This window comes from Streptomyces sp. NPDC050997 (assembly GCF_040660135.1).
Lineage (GTDB): Bacteria > Actinomycetota > Actinomycetes > Streptomycetales > Streptomycetaceae > Streptomyces.
The window spans coordinates 180,544-202,368 of record NZ_JBFAGK010000006.1; the positions used below are offsets into that span (position 1 = coordinate 180,544).

The following is a 21,825-nucleotide window of genomic DNA, read 5'->3' on the forward strand; positions in this document are numbered from 1 at the left end:
CACCAGCTGCCACCGCAAGACCGCCCCCACGCCCAAGAGGAGTCACCCCATGCCCATCTCCCGCTGCCCCGTGGCCCCGCCCCACACGGCCGACCCCACCGCCCCCACGCCCGAAACCCTGTCCTACAGCCTCACGCTCCCCGCGGCCCTGGCCAGCCCCTCACTCGCCCGAGCCGCCACCCGAGAGGTCCTGAAGACCCACAACCTGCACGACATGCTGGACCCGGCCCTACAGGCGGTAGGTGAACTCACCGCAACCGCAGCCCAGTTCACGGAGACCCCGACCTTCTACCTGTCCCTGCGCTACCGCTCCGCCACCCTCCGCCTGATCGCCTACGACAGCCACCCCCGCCACACCCAACCCCACCTCGCCACAGCCTGCGACACCCGCCGCCGCGCCGCCCTCCGCGTCCTGGCCTGCGTCTGCCGCGCCTGCGACGGCACGTGGGGCTTCGGCGAGGCCCACGAACCGGGCGGCGGGACAAGGATGTGGGCGACGCTGCCGAGGGCGGGCGCGACGACGTACGGGAGGGCTACCGGAAGGGGATGTTGAGCCAGGGGCTCCTCGATTGAAATGGGGAGTGGCGGGCAGCATGTGCGTTCACTGCCTCGACGGCCCGGTGTCCTCCAGCCGTGTTCATCTGGAAGTCAGGTGCCGGGCCGGGTGAATTGTTTGTAAGCACCTCTTTGGGATCCAATGCACGGTTCGGAAGTGGCTCCACAGTGTACGAAGTTGATCTGGCTCCAATCACGGTACGGGGAGCCGTGAAAAACTCGACGGATGGACTACGTGTTCGAGGCTCCTCCCGTTGACCGAGAGCTCTTGGAGTTCGCTATTCGCCTGGCCGGTCGTGCCGGGCAGAAGTCGGCGCAAGGTTTCTTCAGCGACGACTGGCACAGCCGTCTCAAGACGGACGGCACCGAGGTCACCGAGATCGACGTGGCGGTTGAGGAACTCATCAGAGACGAGCTGAGCCAGCATGCGCCGGACGACGGGATCTTCGGAGAGGAGGGAGGAGCGACCATCGGGATATCAGGACGGCGATGGATCATCGACCCCATCAACGGCACGAGGTACTTTATGCACCGGGTACCGCTGTTCTCGAATGACATCGCCTACGAGGACGAGTACGGGCCGGCTATCGGCGTGATCAACATGCCCATGAGTCAGCAGATGATCGTGGCGGGTCGCGGTTTGGGCTGCTGGGTGCTGCCTGGTCCGGGCCCGAACCTGCGGTCGGGCCGCCGTGCTCGGGTCACGAAGCGGACCGGTCTGGGCGGGGCAAGGACGCTGATGCACAATCCGGCCGGATGGTCGGAGGAGCTCCTTTCCGCTCTCCACCGCCGGGTCCTCCTGGTGCCCTCAACGGGCATGATCGTGGCCCTTGTGACGGGCCGGGCCGATGCCGGCGTCATTGCCGGGCCGCCGATGGGTTATGAGGACGTCGCTCCGATGCCGGTCATTGTCACAGAGGCGGGTGGGCGGGTGACCGACCTGAGTGGAGCGTCCGTGCTGGAAGGCGATATGTCTGTGCTGGTCACCAACGGTCGGCTGCATGAGGAGTTCTTGCAGCTGGTGAAGGGCTTGCCGCGAAGTCGTGACTTTCAGGGCCTCACCCATGGTGATTAGCGCCGCAAGGCGATTCGGAGACGCTCGGGCATACGCCGACAAGCGCGTCCGTGAGCTGCCCTGATTTGTGTGAATGCACTGCAAACTTGCCGAGAATCTCCAGGCCCGATCTTTGGAGCGAAAAGAAGATCCTGTTCCATGCGCATATCGTAGAATCTGGCTGAGCTCACCATTTAGGCTTCCCCCAAGACGCGGTGAAAAAATAGATCCACCAAACGGGGTTGATGAAATTCAGCCAATTCTTCCTGTTTTTCAGATGGCGCATCCAATAGGCGTCCTGTTCCGCCACGGAGCCAATTCGATTCGCCGACGCCTGGCCGAAAATCGGAACGAGGTCACGCACAGTCGGTGGGCGCCACATATGAAGAACATAGACCATCCAGGCCCCATGCGATGCAGACAAGCCTGATGGCCTCACGTCAACCCGAGACCCGTTGCAATAGATCACGATTTCCTTTGAAGACACGTCCGTCCTCATGATCCGCAGCGCTTCGAACACATCGTCGCCTGTTGAGGTCGATTCAATGCCGGCAGGAGATGCCAAACGAAGGAGCCAGGGTCCGTCGCCATCGACCAGCATCTTACTCAGCGTCCCGGTCGTCCACTCGTACACAGACCGGAAATTCTTCGTTCATTCAACATACCCCGGGTTCTAGGCGGTGAGCGTCATGCGAAGAGAAGCCGATCCCGGACCGCAAAGCGGGGGGAAGTCTGAATATCCAAATTCCCTACAGAGTCGCCCACACGATACTCGGCGATCAAAAGAGAGCCGCGTCGATCCGACGCGACCGTCAACTTGGTCGCGCCTTCACGGAAAAGATCCAGAAATTCATCCCCGTTGCTTCTATCCCAGCGAACTCTTACGGACTTCTGAACGGGACTGTACGACAGAAAAAGGCAGTCACCGGCCTCTCCACGGCAAGCAATGTGGTGCACTCCTTCCTCGTCAACCTCCGGCCATTCACCGATCGTCTCCCGGACCTCTATGTCGTCCGGAACGATAAACTCCTGACTGATCTTGACCACTCCTCGTCTGACCGGGCGGGAGGACTGACGACCGAATATGGCCCGTCGACTGGCCGAATCAGTCTTCCGGAATCTGGTCTTGCTGGAGGACTTGAATGATGAGCTCGAAATCTGAGAGTGCCCTGGAGCAGAATTCCTGATCCTCAACATTGACCGAGTGGACTGCGTCCGCGAAAGCGGGATTGTTGAGCCCTTGAGCTTCCTGTCAAATTCGAGTAGGTAGTAGCACCCAATTTCTCCGTGTCCTGTCCAGTGTCCACTCCACTTGGGTCGGTGACATTTTCACGACGTTTTCTATGAGTTGTGCGACCTCTTCGCGCGGAGAGGCGTAGCGCCATTTCATGGACGGCACCTGAAGGTAGCCGTATACGGGATTAGACTCCAAATTCAAGCCAAACCAGACAAGTTCTCCGAACCTGGTGAGCGCTTGCTTACATTTCATGCTTCGGGTTGGCATAGCCGGAATCCCTTCAGTTTTTCCAGTGGTCATGATGCAAGCAACCCTTCATCGAAGCTGTGTCGGGCGTATGGCCCTTCACCCAGTCCACCGGTGGATCAGGATCCGTAGTCCTCCATCAACCGGCTGACCACCCGGTGCAGGACGTCCGCCCGGCGACGGTCCTCCCGCTGTTCACACAGGGCGAGCTCGACAGCCCGAAGTCTGTGCCAGGCCTCCGGTTCCCCGTCCATCACCCCGTCGACGAGCGGCTCGGAGATCAGCGCTAGGCACTCGGCAAGCCGGAGCCCAGTCGCGGTTGCAGGGGGACCGGTGTCTGGATCTGCGTAACTGTCCGTCAGATACCGCGCGGGGTCGCTTAGGCTCCAGCCGACCATGGACCCTTCCTGAACGGGGAGGCATACATCGGAGGCGATGCCGATCCTTCCGGGCGCCGGGCCTTTGCGGACATCGAGACCCTTCAGGCACATCAGCTCGGCGGCGTCGGACGGGTAGCAGAAAACGGTCGTCTGGAGCAGATCGAACTCCTCCGCGGCGTCCGCGCGTAAGCCGCCCCGCTGCGTCGGCAGCCTGTTCGGGCGCTTGTGACAGATCTGCGGGAGAGCGGACTTCGGGGGCAGGTGGAGGGTGGCACCGATCAATTCCCGGCTGTCGGCGGCGAACCGAACCTCATCGGTTTCCGACCACAGCCATTGCATGCTCCCGAAAGTCGCCCCGATCAGCCGCTCGCGCCCGGCCGGGTCCGCGTAACCCGCAATGATCACCTGAGGTCCGGCGATGTCGAAGCGAGGCGCGAACGTCAGCGGCTGCCCCGTGGTCTCGACCTCCAAGGTGTCGCCCATCGAGAACTTCACCTGGGGTGCCGCACACGATCACGACCCGTAGGTGGGGAGGGGCTCGGCCCAGCCAGTGGCGGCCGCCACCTCCCGCGCGATGTCCACCACAAGCCGACTGTCCGTCACCACTCTCACCGTCCCTGCAGGAGCCCGCTCATCCAGGAGTCGTGCCTTGCGAACACTGCCTTCCAGTTCCTTCTCCAGCTCCGAGCCGAGTTCCCGGCCCACCAGCCGTTCCCGAGCTGTGGCATCGGAGGCGGTGAGCAGAACCCGTATGATCCGCGCCTCGGTCCCCATGGCGCGCTCAAACATGCCCGTCGCTTCAGGCAGCACGCTCACGGTGTTCGTATAGATCAGGCGGCGGTAGCCGCGTTGAGCGAAGTTTGCCCACACCGCTCTCAGGTTGCTCTCGGTGATCTCCGAGCGGTCAGGGTCTCCCTCAGGCGCCGGGTGCACTTGCCCCATGAAGTCGCCATCGATCACAGCGTGGGGAACTGCCGCTGTGCGCAGCAGCGCCGAAACCTCCCATCCCACGGTCGTTTTGCCGACACCCGCCCGCCCACCGATGAGCAGTACTTCCGCGTGATCCATGGAGGCAGCGTGTCAGTTGGCGACCACCGCACGCGATCCGATATCGGCCCTTCCGCGTACCGGTGGCGGGGAATGCTTGGTGCAGCTCGGTGGATCTGCACGTCCATGGATGCGCTCTGACTTGTTGGCGAGCGGTTACCGCTCCTCCCAGGTGGGCCATGAGCCCGAAGACCTGGATCTGGTTGCCCGTGGTGTCGTAGACGTCGTGTCGGTGGAATGGTCAAATCCCGCCACGGCCGGTGATCCGCGTTGCGTTCGGCAATATGCCGATGTGATGATCCCAGGCATGGCTGAAGGAGGGGGCGAGGGCCCGGAGATACCCAGGTCCAGGCTGTACGACTACCTGGAGAAGGCCGACCCGTACGACACGGCCGGGCAGACACCGCAGGACGGCGGTGAACGGCCAGCGCCTGGAACTTTGTTGGTCGCCGCCGTACCGCCGACCGCCGCAGCCCCCTCCCCGGCAACCTCGGACGACATCGCCCGCGCCCGCCGCGAATTCGCCGCGCTGCTCGGTGAGTTCCGACGTACGCCCGTACTCGTCCCCCTCGACGACAACGCGGACCTCTTGGTCGGTGACTACCGCGGCGTCCGCTGGATCTACGCCTTCTCGGACGAGTCCGCGCTGGCCCGGTTCGCGATCGCGAGGGGTGAAGGTTCGCGGGAGTGGGCGTATCGGCGGGTGTTGGGAGCCCGGCTGTTGGATGCCGGTGTCCCGGCGACGGGCGTCCCGTGCGGGGTGGCCCTCGACGTGGGCAGCGAGGACGACGACGGCGTCCTGTTCCCGCCGGTCGTGGGGATCGTGCCGGACGCGGTCGCCCTGGACGTGGAGACGGTAGACGGGGAGGAGTCACGGTGAGCGGTGCTGGTGCCGGTACTGGCGACGGGGGCGGTGGGGGCGGCAAGGACATCCAGGCGGCAGGCCTGAACGCCATAGCCAAGGGCATCAACCTCACGCTGGACGAGTTGAAGGAACTCGGCACCGACAGCTTCGCCGGGCAGGGGCGGGGTTTCTCCGAACTGGACCTCTCCGGGCTGGACTTGGGGCACGACGACCTGAAGTCGGCGTTCACGTCGTTCTGTGAGCGCTGGGAATGGGGCGTACGCGCACTCGTGAACGAGGGCAACGTCTTCGCCGACAACGTCGGCCTGGCGGCGGGCACGCTCTACGAGACGGACCAATACGTCGAAGGCTTCCTGAAGGTCGGCGCGAACTCCCTCATCGGCAACCCGTACGCCTCCGAGGACGAGGCCTCGCAGTTGGGTTGGGGCGACATCGCCGGCAGCGGTCTCGACTCCATGAAGAATCCCGACTACAGCAAGGAGTCCTTCGACGAGGCCTGGGCGAACAGCAAGCAGGGCTGGAAGGACGCGGGCCGGGACATGATGACGTCCCAGGCGATGACCGGGCCGATCCCCAGCCCGCTGAACTACCAGCAGGCCACGGGCGCAGACGATGAGCAGTACGAGGACCTGATGGACGCTGCCTTCGGCCCCTCCGCGGAGGAGCGGGCCCAGACGGCCGCCGAGCAACCGTCACAACAACCGACGCAGCAACAACCGCAGCAGGGTGAGGAGACCCCCTGATGGGGTTCGGCGATCTGGTCAACTCCGGTCTGGAGACGGTCAGCGACGGTGTCGACGCAGGCAAGAAGCTCATCGGCGAGGGCATCGACAAGGGCACGGACGTCATCGGCGCGGGCCTGGAGAAGGTCGGTGCCGAAGGAGTCGCCGACAAGGTCGAGGACTTCGGCGACGAACTCGCCTCCGACCTCGGTGCCACGCCGGGTGAGCAGCAACTCGGACAGACCGAGCAGGCGAACGAGCTGATCCACGGAAACCCGGGCACCATACGGGCCTCCGCCACCCATCTCCGGGACTTCCAGAAGGCCTTCGACAAGGTCGGCGAGGGCATGCGCAAGCTCGACTCCTCGCACTGGAAGGGCGAGGCCGCCGACACCTTCCGCGAGAAGTTCACCACGCACCCCACCAAGTGGCTGCACGCGGCGGACGCCTGCGACAAGGCAGCCAAGGCCCTGGCGGACTTCGCCGGCACGGTCACCTGGGCGCAGCGCCAGGCGCAGGAGGCCGTCGAGCTGTACAAGAAGGGGAAGAAGGCGTCCGACGACGCGGTGGACGCGTACAACAAGCGTGTCGATGCCTACAACTCCAAGGTCAAGGCGAACGAGGACCCCGGCCCGCGCCCCGCCCCCTTCCAGGACCCCGGTACCGCCGACATCCAACGCGCCCACGAGATCCTCAGCGAGGCCCGCCGCCAGCGCAACGAAGCCGGCCGTACCGCGGCCACCTCGGTCCGTGCGGCCCTCGCCCACGCGCCCGCCGAACCACCGCTGCTCGACCGGCTGGGCTCGAATCTCAAAGACGAGTACGCGACGGTCGCCACCGAGCTCACCCACGTCGTGGGCGGTGCGGTCAAGGGCGTGGCCGGCACGGTGAACTTCGTCCGTGGCCTCAACCCGGTCGACGGCTACAACCTCACCCACCCCGCCCAGTACCTCCAGAACGTCAGCATGACCATCACCGGCCTCGTCTCCACCGGCACACATCCCGAGCGCGTACTGAAGTCCGCCTGGGAGGGCTTCAAGAAGGACCCGGCGGAGAGCGTCGGCCGGTTGATCCCCGAGTTGGTCGGCGGGAAGGGGTTGGGGCTGGCGCGGGGTGGGTTGCGGGCCGGAGTGAAGGCGGGAGCGGAGGAGGCCGCGGAATCGGGGGCGCAACGTGCGGCGCGTCAGGGGACACGGGAAACACCGGAAGGCACCAGTCGGCCTCCCGGCGAAAGGGTTTGTGAAAAGGACCCCGTTGATGTCGCCACGGGCACCATGGTGCTTCCTCAGACCGACGTCTCCCTCCCCGGCTCCCTCCCACTCGTCTTCAAGCGCTCCTTCGAGTCGTCCTACAGAGCCGGACGCTGGTTCGGGCCCACGTGGTCGTCCACCGTCGACCAACGTCTGGAGATCGACTCGGAGGGTGTCGTCTTCGTCGCCGAGGACGGCCTGCTGCTGTCCTACGCGCACCCCGCTCCCGGTGTCCCGGTGCTGCCCTCTCACGGCCCGCGGTGGTTTCTGGACCGTGAGGACGGCGGCTACACGATCACCGATCCGGAGACAGACCGGACCTGGCACTTCACCGACCGCTCCGAGGATCTCTCCCTTCTCGAACAGATCGATGACCGCAACGGCCACTGGCTCACGTTCGAGTACGCCGTCGATGACACCCCCATCGGCATCCGCCACAGCAGCGGACGCCACCTGAAACTCACAGCCCTGGACGGCCGGATAACCGGCCTGTACCTGGCGGGAGCAGCGCACGACGGCTCGGACCAGGAGATAGTCCGCTACGGCTACACCGACGGCCACCTCACCGAAGTGACCAACTCGTCGGGACGCCCCCTGCACTTCGGCTACGACGAACGGGGCCGCATCACCTCGTGGACCGACACCAACGGCAGCCGCTTCGAGTACGTCTACGACGACAAGGACCGCTGCGTCTACCAGGAGGGTGCGGCCGGCCACCAGCGTTCCACCTTCACCTACGACTCGATCGACCCGGAGACCGGACAACGGGTCACCACCATCACCGACTCGCTCGGACACACGGCCCGATTCCTGATCAACGACCGTACGCAGGTGACGGCCGAGATCGACGAAACCGGAGCGGCCACCCGATTCCGACGCGACCGCCGCAACCGGCTCTTGTCCCGCACTGATCCGCTCGGCCACACGACCTCGTTCCGCTACGACGAGTCGGGCAACCTGGTCTCAGTCGTACGGCCCGACGGTCGCGCGGCGAAGGCGGAGTTCAATGCACTCGGCCTCCCCGTAAAGGTGGTCAACCCCGACGGCACCGTCATCCGCCAGACATACGACGAGCGCGGCAACCGCACGTCACTGACCGACCCGGCAGGCCAGACCACCCGATTCACGCATGACGAGGCAGGCCACCTGGCCTCGGTGACGAACCCCCTGGGCCACACAACCACGGTCCGCTGCGATCGGGTTGGGCTCCCCGTGGAGATCACAGATCCACTGGGCTCGGTGACGAGATACGAGCGCGACCCTTTCGGCCGTCCCGTCACCATCACGGACCCGGCCGGCGCGGTGACCCATCTGGAGTGGACGGTCGAAGGCCTCTTGGCCCGCCGGATCGCCGCGGACGGTACACCGGAGTCCTGGACATACGACGGTGAGGGCAACTGCGTCAGCCACACCGACGCGTTGGGCAAAGTCACCCGCTTCGAGTACACGCACTTCGACCTGCTGACGTCGCGTACAGGGCCCGACGGGGTGCGCTACGAGTTCGAGCACGACACGGAACTGCGCCTGACGAAGGTCACCAACCCACAGGGTCTGACGTGGGCTTACGAGTACGACCCTGCCGGGCGGCTCGTCACGGAGACCGACTTCGACGACCGCTCCCTCACATACGCGTACGACGTGGCGGGCCGCATGCTCTCACGCATCAACACACTCGGTGAGGTCGTGGCTTTCGAGCGCAATGAGCTGGGCCAGGTGGTCCGCAAGGACGCGGCCGGCCAGGTCACGACCTACGCGTACGACATGACCGACGAACTGGCCCAGGCCACGGGCCCGGACGGCACGACCCTGGCCCTGCTGCGGGACCGCTTCGGCAGGGTGCGCTCGGAGACGGTCGACGGCCGCGAGCTTACGTACACATACGACGAGTGGGGCCGCCGGAAGGGCCGCCGCACCCCGACGAGCGCGACGACGACATGGTCGTACGACACGGCAGGCCGCCGCACCGGCATGACGGCCTCGGGCCGGGCCATCGACTTCACCTACGATGTGGCGGGCCGCGAACTGGCCCGCCACATCGGCCAGACGGTCACCCTGGAACACGGCTTCGACGACCTCGGCCGCCTGACCACCCAGTCCGTCACGGGCGCGGAAGGCCGTACAGTCCAGTCCCGCGCGTACACCTACCGCGCTGACGGCAACCTGACCGGCATCGACGACCAGCTGACCGGTTCACGCCGCTTCGACCTGGACTCGACGGGCCGGGTCACGGCCGTGCACGCGGCGAACTGGACGGAGACGTACGCCTACGACGCGGCAGGCAACCAGACCCAGGCGTTCTGGCCCACGGACCACCCCGGCGAGGAAGCGACCGGCGCCCGCGAGTACGAGGGAACCCGCATCACCCGTGCAGGCCGGGTCCGCTACGAACACGACGCCCTCGGCCGCATCACCCTGCGCCAGAAGACCCGCCTGTCCCGCAAGCCGGACACCTGGCGCTACGAGTGGGACGCCGAGGACCGTCTGTCATCGGTGACGACTCCGGACGGCACGCGCTGGCGCTACACCTACGACCCCCTGGGCCGCCGCACGGCCAAACTCCGCCTGGCGGACGATGGCGAAACCGTCATCGAGCAGGTGGTCTTCACCTGGGACGGCACGACCCTGTGCGAACAGACGACAACGTCCCCAGACCTGCCGAACCCGGTCACTCTCACATGGGACCACCAGGGCCTACGCCCCATCGCCCAGACCGAACGCATCAATGCAGCGGACGCCCCGCAGGAGGAGATCGACTCCCGCTTCTTCGCCATCGTCACCGACCTCGTCGGCACTCCCAGCGAACTCATCGACGAACACGGGGAGATCGCCTGGCACACCCGCAGCACCCTCTGGGGCACCACAGCATGGACTGCGGACAGCTCCACGTACACACCCCTACGCTTTCCCGGCCAGTACTACGACCCGGAAACGGGACTGCACTACAACTACTTCCGCCACTACGACCCCGAAACCGCCCGCTATATCACCCCTGATCCCCTCGGACTCGCCCCTTCTCCTAACCCGGAAATCTACGTCCACAATCCGCACTCGTGGGCCGACCCGCTGGGCCTTATACCCTGTGAGGACGCGGAGAAAAACGCAGCGGCCAGGAACGAAACCGTGCTTGGCAAAGATGTACCTCTACGAGAAGAAGCCACGGTCGGTAGCACCACAAGCTACAACTACAAGAAGACATTTTTCACGGCTCACCCGACCCTCCAGGGGGAAGTGGTAGTCCATCACGCTATCGAGCAGCAGATCCTTCGCCGATACCCGGGCCTTTTTACGCCAGACGAGATCCACTCCCTAGAAAATCTTCGAGGAATACCCAAAGGTGACATCAATAGCAGAATCCACTTGAGCGACGTGCGCATATCATGGAATCGATTCTATGACACGCATCCAAACCCGACACGGCAGGAAGTGATGGACCATGCCACAGCTGTCGATGATAGGCTCGGGAATTGGTTCAGCCCGCGCATCAGGTGAGCGCGAAATAGGAAAGGCGGAGGCATGTGGCGTGAACTCGCGGCAGAATTTCCCAACGTAGAGTTGCATTACCCGACGACTGAAGGTTCCCTGGCAGATATCGAAGACCAACTCGGCCAGCCAGTCCCCCTTCCGCTTCGGACGTTGCTCATGGAGACCGACGGACTTGAGGCTCACTACGGGACGGAACTGATCTGGAACTCTGAAAAAATCCTCGCTGAGAACACGGCGTTCCGCGGCAACGAACAATTCGGAAAATTGTACATGCCGTTTGATTCACTTATGTTCTTTGGAGACAATGCAGGGGGGGATCAGTTCGCATTCGTGCGGACTCCGGCGAGGGAAGACGTTTTCGTCTGGGATCACGAAACAGACAGCCGCACATGGATTTCCCCCTCCTTGGAGAGCTTCCTGAGAAGCGCTCTCGCCAGTGGTGGAAATGACTGGTACCGGCAATAATCCACAACTGGCTCTCGCCTGTCCAGGGAACTCATCGAGGATGTATGCCATGTCATTCGGTCCTCCGCCCGCCGCCTTCGGGCCTCCCGCGCCACCCGCCTGGCTCCCACCGACCAAGATCGAGGAGTCTCTGTTCGAGGCCAAATCGCGTGGCGACTGAGGGAGCGTACTTCGACACGCTCGCGCGGAGCCGGGTGTACGAGGACGCCTACCTCGCCGACACCCGTGAAGCGCTCCGTTCGCTCATCCTCGAGATCAAGGCGGGCAAGGTCGATCACCTGCTCTGACCTGCCCCGGCCCCATAGCCCGATAGGGCGCATCTCGGGCCTATGGGGCCGGCGGATCTCCTCAACTTTCCCCTGTCGGCCCGGGCGCGACGCCTACGGTGGTGGCTGACACGTCCACGCCTTGGGAGGAAGCGCAGTGATCACGGGTTGCGTCATCGGAGAGAGTCTGCGGTCGGGTGCAGTGCTTGAGTTGACGGGACTGCGGGTGTGTCGAGTCACGCGGATGGACCTCGCTGACTCGGCGCGTGGAAGCCAGCCTCCTGTGTGGACGGTCCTGGAGTTCGAGAGCGACGTACAGGATGATGCGCCGCTGGCCCGGGCGTTGACAGAAGGCCTCTCTCCTGAAGGAGGCTGGTACGCCGATTACCGGGTGGGGACGGAACGGGTGGTGGTGTTCGCCTGCCGAGTCTTCCGCTACACGGGGGCCAACGACCCTCGTCGGGCGGAAGCGGTTGCCTACGGGGCCAGCGTGGGGGTGCCGGAGCATCAGCTCGACTGGGAGGACTAGGTCTGTGTTCGGCGGATCATGGTCGAAGCCATAGGCGGATCGCTGCGTTGCGGCTCTTGTAGACCTCCTCGTCGAAGCGGGATGGTGCGCCTGATGTGGCCAGGGTCGAAGTGACACTTCAGGATCACCAAGAGCTCGACGTGACAGTCGTCGCCGTCGCCCCGGTCGGAGCGAAGGTCGAAGTCGACGGCGGCGGAGACGGATTCGTCGATCAGGTGAAACACCCGTCCTGGTGGGACGAGAACACAGCCCCGCCGCAGACAGGCGACCGGTTGCATGTCGTTGTGCTTGACGCCGCCCGGGAACCGCCTCGCCTCAGTGCGCTCCAAAGGGACATCGACATAGCGCGACGGCTGCGGAGCGATGACGCATGAGCTCGCCCTAAGAAGTTGTGGGCGTGGCGCCGAGACGGACTGGCGCCACGCCGGTGACCTCAGTCGGCGACCGCTACGGCAGCCCATGCACGTGCGGTCCCACCACCCCGGACCACGCATTCCCCGCCCGCGCATCCCAGTTCGTAGACCAAGTCATAGCCCCCCGCAGCTCCGGATAAGTCCGCGACGGCTTGAACGACCCGCACCCCGTCCCCCTCGTCAGGCAGTCCAGCGCGTTGTTCACCACCGACGGTGAGACGTACCCGCTCCCCGCGCCGCTCGGTGACGCCGGGAGGCCGAGGCCCACCTGGGACGGGGACAGGCCGCCTTCCAACTGGATGCAGGCCAGGGCTGTCAGGAAGTCGACGGAGCCCTGGCTGTAGACCTTGCCGTCGCAGCCCAGCATGGAACCGCTGTTGTAGTACTGCATGTTGACGACCGTGAGGATGTCTTTCAGGTTCAGCGCGGTCTGGAAATAGGTGTTGGACGTCGACTGCATGTCGATCGTCTGCGGGGCCATCGTCAACACCAGGGACGCCCCGGCCTTCGCGGCCAGCGCCCGCAACGCCTGCGTCATGTAAGTCGCGTTGAGGCCGTTCTCCAGGTCGATGTCGACGCCGTCGAAGCCGTACGTCTGCATCAGGGTGTAGACCGAGTTGGCGAAGTTCGTCGCGGAGGTCGAGTCGGTCACCGAGACCGTGCCGTTCTGGCCGCCGATCGAGATGATGACCTTCTTGCCCGCCGCCTGCTTCGCCTTCACGTCCGCCTTGAACTGGTCGACGGTGTAGCCGCCGAGCCCGGCCGAGTCGAGGTTGAAGGTCACGGCGCCCGGTGTTGTCGTGGCGTCCGCGAAGGCCACCGCGATGATGTCGTACTGGGACTGGACGTCCGAGAGCTTCTGTACCGTCGCGCCGTTGTTGAAGTTCTGCCAGTAACCCGTCACGGCGTGCTTGGGCACCGTGCCCCCGCCACTGCCCGAGGAAGCCGTCGTTCGGCCCGTCACCGCCGCCGACTTCGCCGACTCACCCGCCGCGTTCGTCGCCGCGACCTGGAAGGAGTACGACGTCGAGGCCGCGAGGCCGGTCACCGTCGCCGAGGTTCCGGTCACCGCCGTCACCTTGGTGCCGTCCCGGTAGACGGTGTAACCGGTGGCGCCGGAGACCGTGTTCCAGGCCAGGGAGACCGACGAGGACGCCGTCCCGGTCACGGTGACTCCCGTCGGCGTCCCCGGGACCGTCGGGGTCGGGTCGCCGCCACCGCCGCCGTCCGGCCCGTACAGCGACACGTCGTCCGCGTAGTACGCCGCCTGTCCGTACCAGCCGTGTGTGTACGCCGTCACCGAGGTCGTCGAGGAGCCCGTGGTGAACGTGGTCGACAGTTGCTTCCACGAGGACGAGTCCGGGGTCCAGGTCGACACGTCCGTCGTGCCCGTGCCGGTCGCGCCCAGATAGGCGTACCCGCCCTGCACCCACGCGCTCAGTGTGTACGTCGAGTTGGGCTTGACCGCGACCGTCTGGACGCACTTCGCGTTGTCCTGGCCGGCCGGCGTCGACTTCAGCGCGGCCGAGCCGCCGTGCACCGGGGAGGAGACGGTCGTACCGCTGCCCGCGGAGCAGGTCCAGTTGGTGAGGCCGGACTCGAAGCCGGCGTTCTTCGCGTTGTTGACGTCCGCGGCCGAAGCCTGGCCCGCGACGGCGACCGTGAGTCCGAGGGGGAGGGCGAGGCCTACGGCGATGGTCGTGGTGAGGGATCCCGCGAGGAGCCGGATCCGGGTGCGGATCCGTGTCCGGGTCTGTATCCGGGTCTGTATCCGTCTGCGTCCGTGCCGGTGTCCGGGCATGCCTGTTTCGCGGCGCACTGGTGCCTCCTGTGGGGGAGAGGGGCATGGGACGACGGTGGCCACCGCTGTGCCTATAAAGTGGTCCAGACCAATTCAACTGTCAAGAGTCTCGCCGGTTTCGTCGCGAGGGCGGGGGCAACTCGCCCTGGACGTACGAGGGCCCGTGGCAAGTGCGCCCCATCTGCACGGAAATAGGCCCCTTTTAAGTCCTCAAGGGGATGAGGAAGTCACAGAAACGCTGTTCTCCGGTCACAGGGGCGTGGATACAGTGCTCAGGTAGTCACGCAGTGAAGTCGACGGGCGGGCCGGAGTGACGCCGGGCGGGCCCACGGGCATGGGATTCGGGGAGCTGCGCGTGCCAACTGCCATTGCCGTGACCAGTGCCGATATGGCGCTGCCGCCGCAGGACGATCGAACCATGCCTGCCGCCGTTCTGTCGGACCTGGACAAGCAGCCGCTCGACCGGTCGCTGGCCGCGGTGCAGACACTCATCGAGCAGCACGGTCATGTGATCGTCGTGTGCTCGCAGGCCACACCCCGGGAGGTCGAGCGGCGGCTGCTCACCGTCCGCTCCCTCCTGGAGAGCGACCGGATCGCCCTGTTCCGGCCCGATCTGCCGCCCCTCGGACTCGCCGTCCTGGCACGCCAGTTGCGGCAGCTCGCCTCCTGCGACCTGAGCCCCGGCGTGCTCGCCTCGGCCGCCCGGCTGCTCACCCACTACCTCCACGCGGGGGCGCTGCTCGGCTCCGTCGCCAAGCTCGACCGCGTCCCCGTGGGCCTGAAGTCGCACGCCAAGTCCTGGGTGCCGGGCAGTCAGTTCGGCGTGCTCGCCCACCCGCAGCCGCAGCTCGTGCGCATCGCGCCCGGCGTGACCCTCGCGGGCCCGGAGTTCTCCACGTCGATGCTGGTCGCCCGCGGGCAGCTGCAGTCCGACTGGGTCAACGCGACCCTGGCCAAGTCGTGGAGCGTGCAGGGGCTGCGCGAGGCCCCGCTGCCCGCCGAGTCCGCGCTGTGGTGGGGCACCGGCCGGCTCATCGAGTTCTGCACCTTCCTGCCGGACCTGTCGGTGCTCTACCAACTGGTCACCTCGGTGCGGCAGAACACCTGTCACTGGTGCGGCATCGAGGTCATCGGCGATCGCTGCGTCTTCTGCTCCGCGACAGCGCCGGTATCGCCCGCGGCACCCGTGTCGTCCGTCTCGCGTGTGTCGTCCGTGTACGGGAACCAACTGCCCGCCGGGTGAGCCGACCCGGGCCGCCACCGCCCGCTCGGCCAGCCCCACCCCGCCCCACCCAACCCCCCCCGACGAGGTCGTACGGTTCATGAACTCCCGTCAGCGCCGCGGCGTGATACTCCTGCTTCTGTCGGTCCTGTGCGCCCTCGGCGCCTTCGCCGGCGTGCTGTCCGTCATCAACGACGTGAAGTCCAAGGTCGGACCCGAGGTCACCGCGTACCGGCTGAAGTCCGACGTGAATCCCTACACGAGCCTCAGCGCGGGCCAGTTCGAGAAGACCGAGATGCCCGAGCGCTGGCTGCCGGACACCGCGGTCACCGACCTCTCCCGGCTCCGCGGCAAGATCGCCGTCACCACGCTGCGCAAGGGCTCCCTGCTGCAGAGCGACATGATCGTCGACCAGCCCGCCCTGCGGCCCGGGGAGCAGGAGGTCGCCATCATGATCGACGCGGCGACCGGTGTCGCGGGAAAGATCACGCCGGGTTCGTCGGTCAACGTGTACGCCACCTTCGAGGGACAGCGGGAGGTCGATCCCGACCAGTCCAAGATCATCGTGGCCAATGCCAGGGTCATCGACGTCGGTGAGCTGACCGCCCTCAAGCCCGACGCGGACGACCGCACCCGGCAGGAGACCGACGCCGTCCCCATCACCTTCGCGCTCTCCACCCTCGACGCCCAGCGCATCACGTACGCCGAGTCGTTCGCCAAGGAGGTCCGGCTCGCGCTCGTCGCACCCGGCACCGACACCACCGTCCCGGAGCAGGACCGCAGCTACGAACTCGCCAAGGACAAGTGAGAGGCCGCCATGCCCACGAGGATCCTCCCGGCAGTCGGCGACACGGACGCGGTCCGGTCCATCACCACGTTGCTCAGCCAGCTCCCGGACGCCGAACCGCTCGCCCCGGTGGTCGACTCCACCCAGCTCATCGACACCCTCGCCCGCCTCGCCACCGAGTCGATCGACGAACTGCCCGAGGTGGTGGTCGTCCACGAGCGCATCGGCCCGGTCCCGGCCCTGGAACTCATCCGCGAGGTCGCCCTCCGCTTCCCCGCCGTCGGTGTCATCCTCGTCACCTCCGACGCCAGCCCCGGCCTCTTCCAGGCCGCCATGGACTACGGCGCCCGCGGCCTGATCGCCCTGCCGCTCGGCTACGAGGAACTGGCCAGCCGCGTCCAGGCGGTCGCCCAGTGGTCGGTGGGCGTACGGCGTCATCTGGGCGTCGGCGGCGACGTGTTCACCGGTGTCGGCGGGACCGTCGTCACGGTCAGCGGGGCGAAGGGAGGCGTGGGGGCGACCCTCACCGCCATCCAACTCGCCCTCGCCGCCCAGGCGTCGGGCCGCAGCACCGCCCTGCTCGACATGGATCTGCAGACCGGGGACATCGCGTCCTACCTGGACGTCCAGTTCCGCCGCTCGGTCGTCGACCTCGCCGCCATCACCGACATCTCCCCCCGCGTCCTCGCCGACGCCGTCTTCCCCCACGACACCGGCGTCGCCCTGCTGCTCGCCCCCGGTGAGGGCGAACGCGGCGAGGAGGTCACCGACCGGGCCGCCCGCCAGATCGTCAGCGCCCTGCGCTCACGCTACGAGGTCGTCGTCGTCGACTGCGGCGCCCAGCTCGGTGGCGCCGGCGCGGCCGCCGTGGAGATGGCGGACACGGCCCTGCTTGTCACCACGCCCGACGTGGTCGCGGTCCGGGGCGCCAAACGCACCGTCCGGATGTGGGACCGGCTCCAGATCCGCAAGGCCGAGGAGACGACCGTCGTCGTCAACCGCCACACCCGCGGTACGGAGATCCAGCCCCCGCTGATCCAGAAGATCACCGGCACGGCCGTCGCGGGCGTCGCGATCCCCGCCAACTTCAAGGAACTCCAGAGCGCGGTGGACGCCGGCCGCGTCCACGAACTCGACGGCAAGAGCACGGTCAAGCAGGCCCTGTGGGCCCTCGCGGCCGAGCTCGGACTGGTCAAGAGCCCCGACAACCCTGGTCACCGCGCCGGCCGGCTACGCGGCGGCGACCGGGCCGCGGTCGGCTTCCGGCGACGCCGTGAGCTGGGGAGCTAGTGCCGTGGCACCAGGGATGCGCCATCCCAAGTGGAAGGGCGCCATGCGGAGGGACGACGGCCAGGTCACCGTCGAGTTCCTCGGCATGACCCCGCTGATCCTCGTCACCCTGGTGCTGATGTGGCAGTTCGTGCTGCTGGGGTACACGTTCACGCTCGCGGGGAATGCTGCGGACGAGGCGGTACGGGCGGGGACGGCGGTCCCGGAGGGAGAGCGGCAGGGGGCGTGCGTCCAGGCGGGCCTGGACAAGCTGCCGGGCGCGTGGGGCGGCGAGGTGGAGTGCTCCACCTCCGGCGGCTATGTCACGGCCGACGTCACCCTCCACGTGCCCGTCCTCTTCCCGGGCGCGATCGGCTTCCCCTTCGACGTGGAGGGCCACGCCGGGGCCGTCGAGGAGGTGAAGGACTGAGATGTCGTACGACGGGAAACGCCACGGCGGAGGCGGGGTTCGCCGCGACCGCGGTCAGGTCGCCCTGGAGTACCTCGGGTTCATCCCGATCCTGGTCCTCGTGGCGATGGCGGGCGTACAGATCGGACTGATCGCCTACACCGCCCAGCAGGCCGGAACGGCGGCCAGGGCGGGTGCGCGCGCGGCCTCGATCGAGTTGAGCGCCCAGGAGGGATGCGCGAACGCGATAAGCGACTGGCTGACCGTCGGCTGTGCCGCTGTGGAGGGCGGTGACGAGGTCACCGTCACCGCCACCGTCCAGATCCCGTCGATCGTCCCCGGCTGGGACTTCGACACCGCCCAGAAGACCGCCACCATGCCGCTCGACCACTGAGGAACCACTAATGAGCCTGCGGTCACGCATCAACTCCCCGGAAGACAACAGCAGCCGGGGCGAGGACGGCCACCTGGTCGCCTCCTACCGGGCCAAGCTGCTGGAGGAGATCGACCTCGCGGAGATGAGCGCGCTGGCGGCGGCCGAGCGCAGGGCGCGGCTGGAGCGGGTGCTCGGGCACATCATCAGCCGGGAGGGCCCGGTCCTGTCGACGGTGGAGCGCTCGCAGCTGATCCGCAGGGTGGTCGACGAGGCACTCGGGCTCGGCATACTCGAACCGCTGCTGGAGGACGCGTCCATCACCGAGATCATGGTGAACGGCCCGGACTCGATCTTCGTGGAGCGCGGCGGCAGGGTGGAGCAGCTGCCGCTCCGCTTCCCCTCCCACGACCAGCTGATGCAGACCATCGAGCGGATCGTGTCGACGGTCAACCGGCGGGTGGACGAGTCGAACCCGATGGTCGACGCCCGGCTCCCGTCCGGCGAGCGCGTCAACGTCATCATCCCGCCCCTGTCGCTGACCGGCGCCATCCTCACCATCCGCCGCTTCCCGCGCTCCTTCACGCTCAGCGAACTGGCCGACTTCGGCTCGCTCGACGAGCACATGCTGTATCTGCTGGCGGGCCTGGTGCAGGCGCGGTTCAACATCATCGTGTCGGGTGCGACGGGCACCGGCAAGACGACGCTGCTGAACGCGTTGTCGGGTCTCATCCCCGACGGCGACCGCATCATCACCATCGAGGACTCGGCCGAACTCCAGCTCCAGCAACGGCACGTGGTCCGGCTGGAGTCCCGTCCGCCGAACGTCGAGGGCAAGGGCCGTATCACCATCCGCGACCTGGTCCGCAACTCGCTGCGTATGCGCCCTGACCGGATCGTGGTCGGTGAGGTCCGTGGCGGCGAGTCGCTCGACATGCTCCAGGCGATGTCGACGGGCCACGACGGCTCCCTTGCGACCGTGCACGCCAACAGCGCGGAGGACGCGCTGATGCGGCTGAAGACCCTGGCGTCCATGTCCGAGGTGGAGATCCCCTTCGAGGCGCTGCACGACCAGATCAACAGCGCCATCGACGTCATCATCCAGCTCACCCGGTTCGCGGACGGCGTCCGCCGTATCACCGAGATCGCGCTGCTCGACAGCCACGGCAGCGAGCCGTACCGGCTGGCCACCGTCGCCCGCTTCGACGCCCGGCCGATGGCGGCCGACGGCCGGATCTACGGGGCCTACCAGCACTTCCCGCTCCCGCGCCGTACCGCCGACCGCCTCTACATGGCGAGCCAGCCCACGCCCCAGGCCTTCGGTGTGGCCCGTTCCGCAGATCAGCTAGCCATCCGAGAAGCCAGGTAGGACCGCCCCCATGGATCTCCAGAACCTTGTCACGCTCACCATCGGCGTCACCCTGCTGACCTGCGTACTCACCGTCATCGGTGTGCACACCTACGCCAAGGGCAGGGCACAGCGGGCAGCGCTCGTGGAGCGGCTGTCGTCCGCCGGCCAGATATCCGTCACCGGCCGGCGGCGCCGCTTCCGCAACCTGGACCGCCGACTGCGGCGGACCCGGACGGGCCGGAACCTGGAACTGCGGCTGGCGGCGACCGGCATGGACATCACGCCCGGCGAGTTCTTCGCCGCGATGCTGGCCGCGGTGGCGGGCCTGTGGCTGGTCGGGCAGGCCGCCCTGGCCCCCTTCTTCGGGCCGATCGCCGGACTGCTGGGCATCTGGGCGGCGCTGCAGTTCCTCACCTGGCAACGGCAGAAACGCATCGAGAAGTTCATCAACCAACTCCCGGAGATGGCCCGCATCCTGGCCAACGCCACGCAGGCGGGGCTCGCGCTCCGCACCGCGATCGGCATGGCCGCGGAGGAGCTGGAGGCGCCGGCGGGCGAGGAACTCGCCAAGGTCGACAACCAGTTGGCGATGGGCGCCACGATGGACGACGCGCTCGGCGAGATGGCCGACCGGCTCCCGTCCCGTGAACTGGTCGTCCTGGTCACGACGTTGGTTCTCTCCAACCGGGCGGGCGGCCAGGTGGTGAGCGCCCTGCGGAACCTGACGGAGACGCTGGAGGAACGCAAGGAGACCCGGCGCGAGGTCCGCACCCAGCTGTCCCAGGTGAACATGACGTCGTACGCGGTGCCGGTGCTCGGCGTCGGCTCGCTGTTCCTGATGAACGGGGTGAAGGACGGCGCCCTGGACCGTATGACCGGCTCACCGCTTGGCCAGGCGGCGGTGATCGTCGCGTTCGGGTTGTACACCGTGGGCTTTGTCCTCATCCGCCGCCTGTCGCGGATCGACGTCTGAACGGCTGGGAGGAACTGGGTAGATGGCACTCCTGCTGGCCCTGCTGATGGGCCTCGCCGTCTGGGGCATCTTCACCGGCATCCGCATGTACCGGGCGGAGGTGAAACTCCCCAGCGACCTGGTGCTGGCCCTGGAGGTCGGCGCCACCCGCACCGGCGCGGTCGACTCCCTGATCGACCGCCTCGGCATGCGCTACGCCCCCGCCGTACTGCGGCTGATGGGCCCCAAGCAGGTCGCGAAGTACCGCCGCAAGATCGACCTGGCAGGCAACCCCGGCGGCCTCACCATCGACCGCTACGCGGCGCGCCGCGCGGTCTACGGCTTCCTCGGCGGCCTCGGCTTCCTGGTGTTCCTGCTCCGCGGCGACCTCCTGGTGGCCCTGTTGCTGCTGGCGTTCGGCGCGTTCTGGACGGAGGTCGGCATCTGGTCGGCGATCCGGATCCGCAAGGACGTGATCGAGCGGACCCTGCCGGACTTCCTGGACGTCCTGGCCGTCGTGGTGAGCGCGGGCCTCGGCTTCCGCCAGGCACTGGACCGCGTCGCCTCGAAGTACGAGGGCCCCTGGGCGGACGAACTCCGCATCACGCTGCGCCAGATGGACCTCGGCATGAGCCGCCGCCAGGCCTTCGCGGAGCTGCGCCGCAGGAACGACTCCGAACAGGTCGCGATGTTCGTGACGGCCCTCCAGCAGGGGGAGGAGCTGGGGGCGCCGATCGTCGACACGCTCGTCTCCCTGGCGAAGGACATGCGCCGCACCGACGCCCAGAACGCCCGCCGCAAGGCCGCCCGGGCGGTCCCCAAGGCCACGATGATGATCACGACGTTCATGGTCCCGGCCACGATGATCCTGCTGGGGGCGGGGTTGCTGCTGGGGTCGGGGACGGACTTCGGCTCGATCACCGGGAAGTAGGGGGCGGGCGAGAGGTGAGGGTGAGCGCGCGGATGAGAGCGAGGGTGCGGGCGAGGACGGGCGCCGGGAGCAAGCGGCGGGCTGCTGGGTGGGCGCACGGGCAGGGGCGGGGGCGGGGGCAGGGGCGTGCGCGCGGGCAGGTTCGTGGGCCGGACGTGGAGAAGAGGCTGGGTCCGGCGGACGGGGTCGCCGTACGGGCGGTGGACGGGCGCGCCGTA

General features: G+C 67.0%; 21 protein-coding genes. 17 read left to right on the forward strand and 4 right to left on the reverse strand.

Annotated features, from left to right (window positions below):
• The first annotated feature begins 49 nt into the window (after window positions 1-49).
• Complete coding sequence (locus tag AB0H86_RS16010) at window positions 50-553, forward strand: ATP-binding protein (protein ID WP_362437710.1); 504 nt, start codon at window positions 50-52, stop codon at window positions 551-553.
• A gap of 228 nt (window positions 554-781) precedes the next feature.
• Window positions 782-1,630 (forward strand): inositol monophosphatase family protein, encoded by an 849-nt coding sequence (locus AB0H86_RS16015; RefSeq protein ID WP_362437712.1) that lies wholly within the window; start codon window positions 782-784, stop codon window positions 1,628-1,630.
• A 166-nt stretch (window positions 1,631-1,796) separates the two neighbouring features.
• Here AB0H86_RS16015 and AB0H86_RS16020 read toward each other — a convergent pair whose 3' ends face one another.
• The 3 genes from AB0H86_RS16020 to AB0H86_RS16030 all read right to left on the reverse strand — a co-directional run bounded on the left by AB0H86_RS16020 (window position 1,797) and on the right by AB0H86_RS16030 (window position 4,540).
• A complete protein-coding gene (locus AB0H86_RS16020) occupies window positions 1,797-2,210 on the reverse strand; it encodes a hypothetical protein (RefSeq protein WP_362437715.1) in 414 nt (137 codons plus the stop codon).
• Window positions 2,211-3,211: 1,001 nt separating this feature from the next.
• Complete coding sequence (locus tag AB0H86_RS16025; protein WP_362437718.1) at window positions 3,212-3,943, reverse strand: hypothetical protein; 732 nt, start codon at window positions 3,941-3,943, stop codon at window positions 3,212-3,214.
• Window positions 3,944-3,985: 42 nt separating this feature from the next.
• A complete protein-coding gene (locus AB0H86_RS16030; protein ID WP_362437720.1) occupies window positions 3,986-4,540 on the reverse strand; it encodes a hypothetical protein in 555 nt (184 codons plus the stop codon).
• Between the two features lie 286 nt (window positions 4,541-4,826).
• Here AB0H86_RS16030 and AB0H86_RS16035 point away from each other — a divergent pair, with 286 nt between their 5' ends.
• The 7 genes from AB0H86_RS16035 (at window position 4,827) to AB0H86_RS16065 (ending at window position 12,473) form a co-directional block, all read left to right on the forward strand.
• Window positions 4,827-5,399 (forward strand): hypothetical protein, encoded by a 573-nt coding sequence (locus AB0H86_RS16035; RefSeq protein WP_362437723.1) that lies wholly within the window; start codon window positions 4,827-4,829, stop codon window positions 5,397-5,399.
• Window positions 5,396-6,127 (forward strand): hypothetical protein, encoded by a 732-nt coding sequence (locus AB0H86_RS16040; protein ID WP_362437726.1) that lies wholly within the window; start codon window positions 5,396-5,398, stop codon window positions 6,125-6,127. Before AB0H86_RS16035 ends, AB0H86_RS16040 begins: the two co-directional genes overlap by 4 nt.
• Window positions 6,127-10,845, forward strand: coding sequence for a putative T7SS-secreted protein (locus AB0H86_RS16045; RefSeq protein WP_362437729.1), 4,719 nt, complete (start codon window positions 6,127-6,129; stop codon window positions 10,843-10,845). Before AB0H86_RS16040 ends, AB0H86_RS16045 begins: the two co-directional genes overlap by 1 nt.
• Window positions 10,846-10,869: 24 nt before the next feature.
• Complete coding sequence (locus AB0H86_RS16050) at window positions 10,870-11,304, forward strand: SMI1/KNR4 family protein (protein WP_362437731.1); 435 nt, start codon at window positions 10,870-10,872, stop codon at window positions 11,302-11,304.
• A 149-nt stretch (window positions 11,305-11,453) separates the two neighbouring features.
• Complete coding sequence (locus AB0H86_RS16055; protein WP_362438593.1) at window positions 11,454-11,591, forward strand: hypothetical protein; 138 nt, start codon at window positions 11,454-11,456, stop codon at window positions 11,589-11,591.
• 223 nt (window positions 11,592-11,814) lie between these two features.
• Window positions 11,815-12,099: a hypothetical protein gene (locus AB0H86_RS16060; protein ID WP_362437734.1), complete on the forward strand. Its 285-nt coding sequence runs from the start codon at window positions 11,815-11,817 to the stop codon at window positions 12,097-12,099.
• A 95-nt stretch (window positions 12,100-12,194) separates the two neighbouring features.
• On the forward strand, window positions 12,195-12,473 hold the full coding sequence (locus tag AB0H86_RS16065; RefSeq protein WP_362437737.1) for a hypothetical protein: 279 nt from the start codon (window positions 12,195-12,197) through the stop codon (window positions 12,471-12,473).
• Between the two features lie 73 nt (window positions 12,474-12,546).
• Here AB0H86_RS16065 and AB0H86_RS16070 read toward each other — a convergent pair whose 3' ends face one another.
• Entirely contained in the window at window positions 12,547-14,313 is a 1,767-nt protein-coding gene (locus tag AB0H86_RS16070; protein WP_362438530.1) for a glycosyl hydrolase family 18 protein, read from the reverse strand.
• Window positions 14,314-14,647: 334 nt separating this feature from the next.
• Here AB0H86_RS16070 and AB0H86_RS16075 point away from each other — a divergent pair, with 334 nt between their 5' ends.
• From AB0H86_RS16075 to AB0H86_RS16110, 8 genes are all read left to right on the forward strand, one after another.
• The gene (locus tag AB0H86_RS16075; RefSeq protein WP_362437740.1) at window positions 14,648-15,556 is read left to right on the forward strand and encodes a hypothetical protein; all 909 of its coding nucleotides are present in this window, start codon (window positions 14,648-14,650) and stop codon (window positions 15,554-15,556) included.
• Window positions 15,557-15,635: 79 nt separating this feature from the next.
• Window positions 15,636-16,343: a Flp pilus assembly protein CpaB gene (gene cpaB, locus AB0H86_RS16080; protein WP_362437743.1), complete on the forward strand. Its 708-nt coding sequence runs from the start codon at window positions 15,636-15,638 to the stop codon at window positions 16,341-16,343.
• A gap of 9 nt (window positions 16,344-16,352) precedes the next feature.
• Entirely contained in the window at window positions 16,353-17,612 is a 1,260-nt protein-coding gene (locus AB0H86_RS16085) for an AAA family ATPase (protein ID WP_362437746.1), read from the forward strand.
• A gap of 43 nt (window positions 17,613-17,655) precedes the next feature.
• Window positions 17,656-18,021: a TadE family protein gene (locus AB0H86_RS16090; RefSeq protein ID WP_362438533.1), complete on the forward strand. Its 366-nt coding sequence runs from the start codon at window positions 17,656-17,658 to the stop codon at window positions 18,019-18,021.
• A 1-nt stretch (window position 18,022) separates the two neighbouring features.
• Entirely contained in the window at window positions 18,023-18,394 is a 372-nt protein-coding gene (locus AB0H86_RS16095) for a TadE/TadG family type IV pilus assembly protein (RefSeq protein ID WP_362437749.1), read from the forward strand.
• A 10-nt stretch (window positions 18,395-18,404) separates the two neighbouring features.
• A complete protein-coding gene (locus AB0H86_RS16100; RefSeq protein ID WP_362437752.1) occupies window positions 18,405-19,742 on the forward strand; it encodes a CpaF family protein in 1,338 nt (445 codons plus the stop codon).
• Window positions 19,743-19,752: 10 nt separating this feature from the next.
• Window positions 19,753-20,697, forward strand: a complete 945-nt coding sequence (locus AB0H86_RS16105) for a type II secretion system F family protein (RefSeq protein ID WP_362437755.1) — start codon at window positions 19,753-19,755, stop codon at window positions 20,695-20,697.
• 22 nt (window positions 20,698-20,719) lie between these two features.
• Window positions 20,720-21,607, forward strand: coding sequence for a DUF5936 domain-containing protein (locus AB0H86_RS16110; RefSeq protein ID WP_362437758.1), 888 nt, complete (start codon window positions 20,720-20,722; stop codon window positions 21,605-21,607).
• Window positions 21,608-21,825 lie beyond the last annotated feature (218 nt).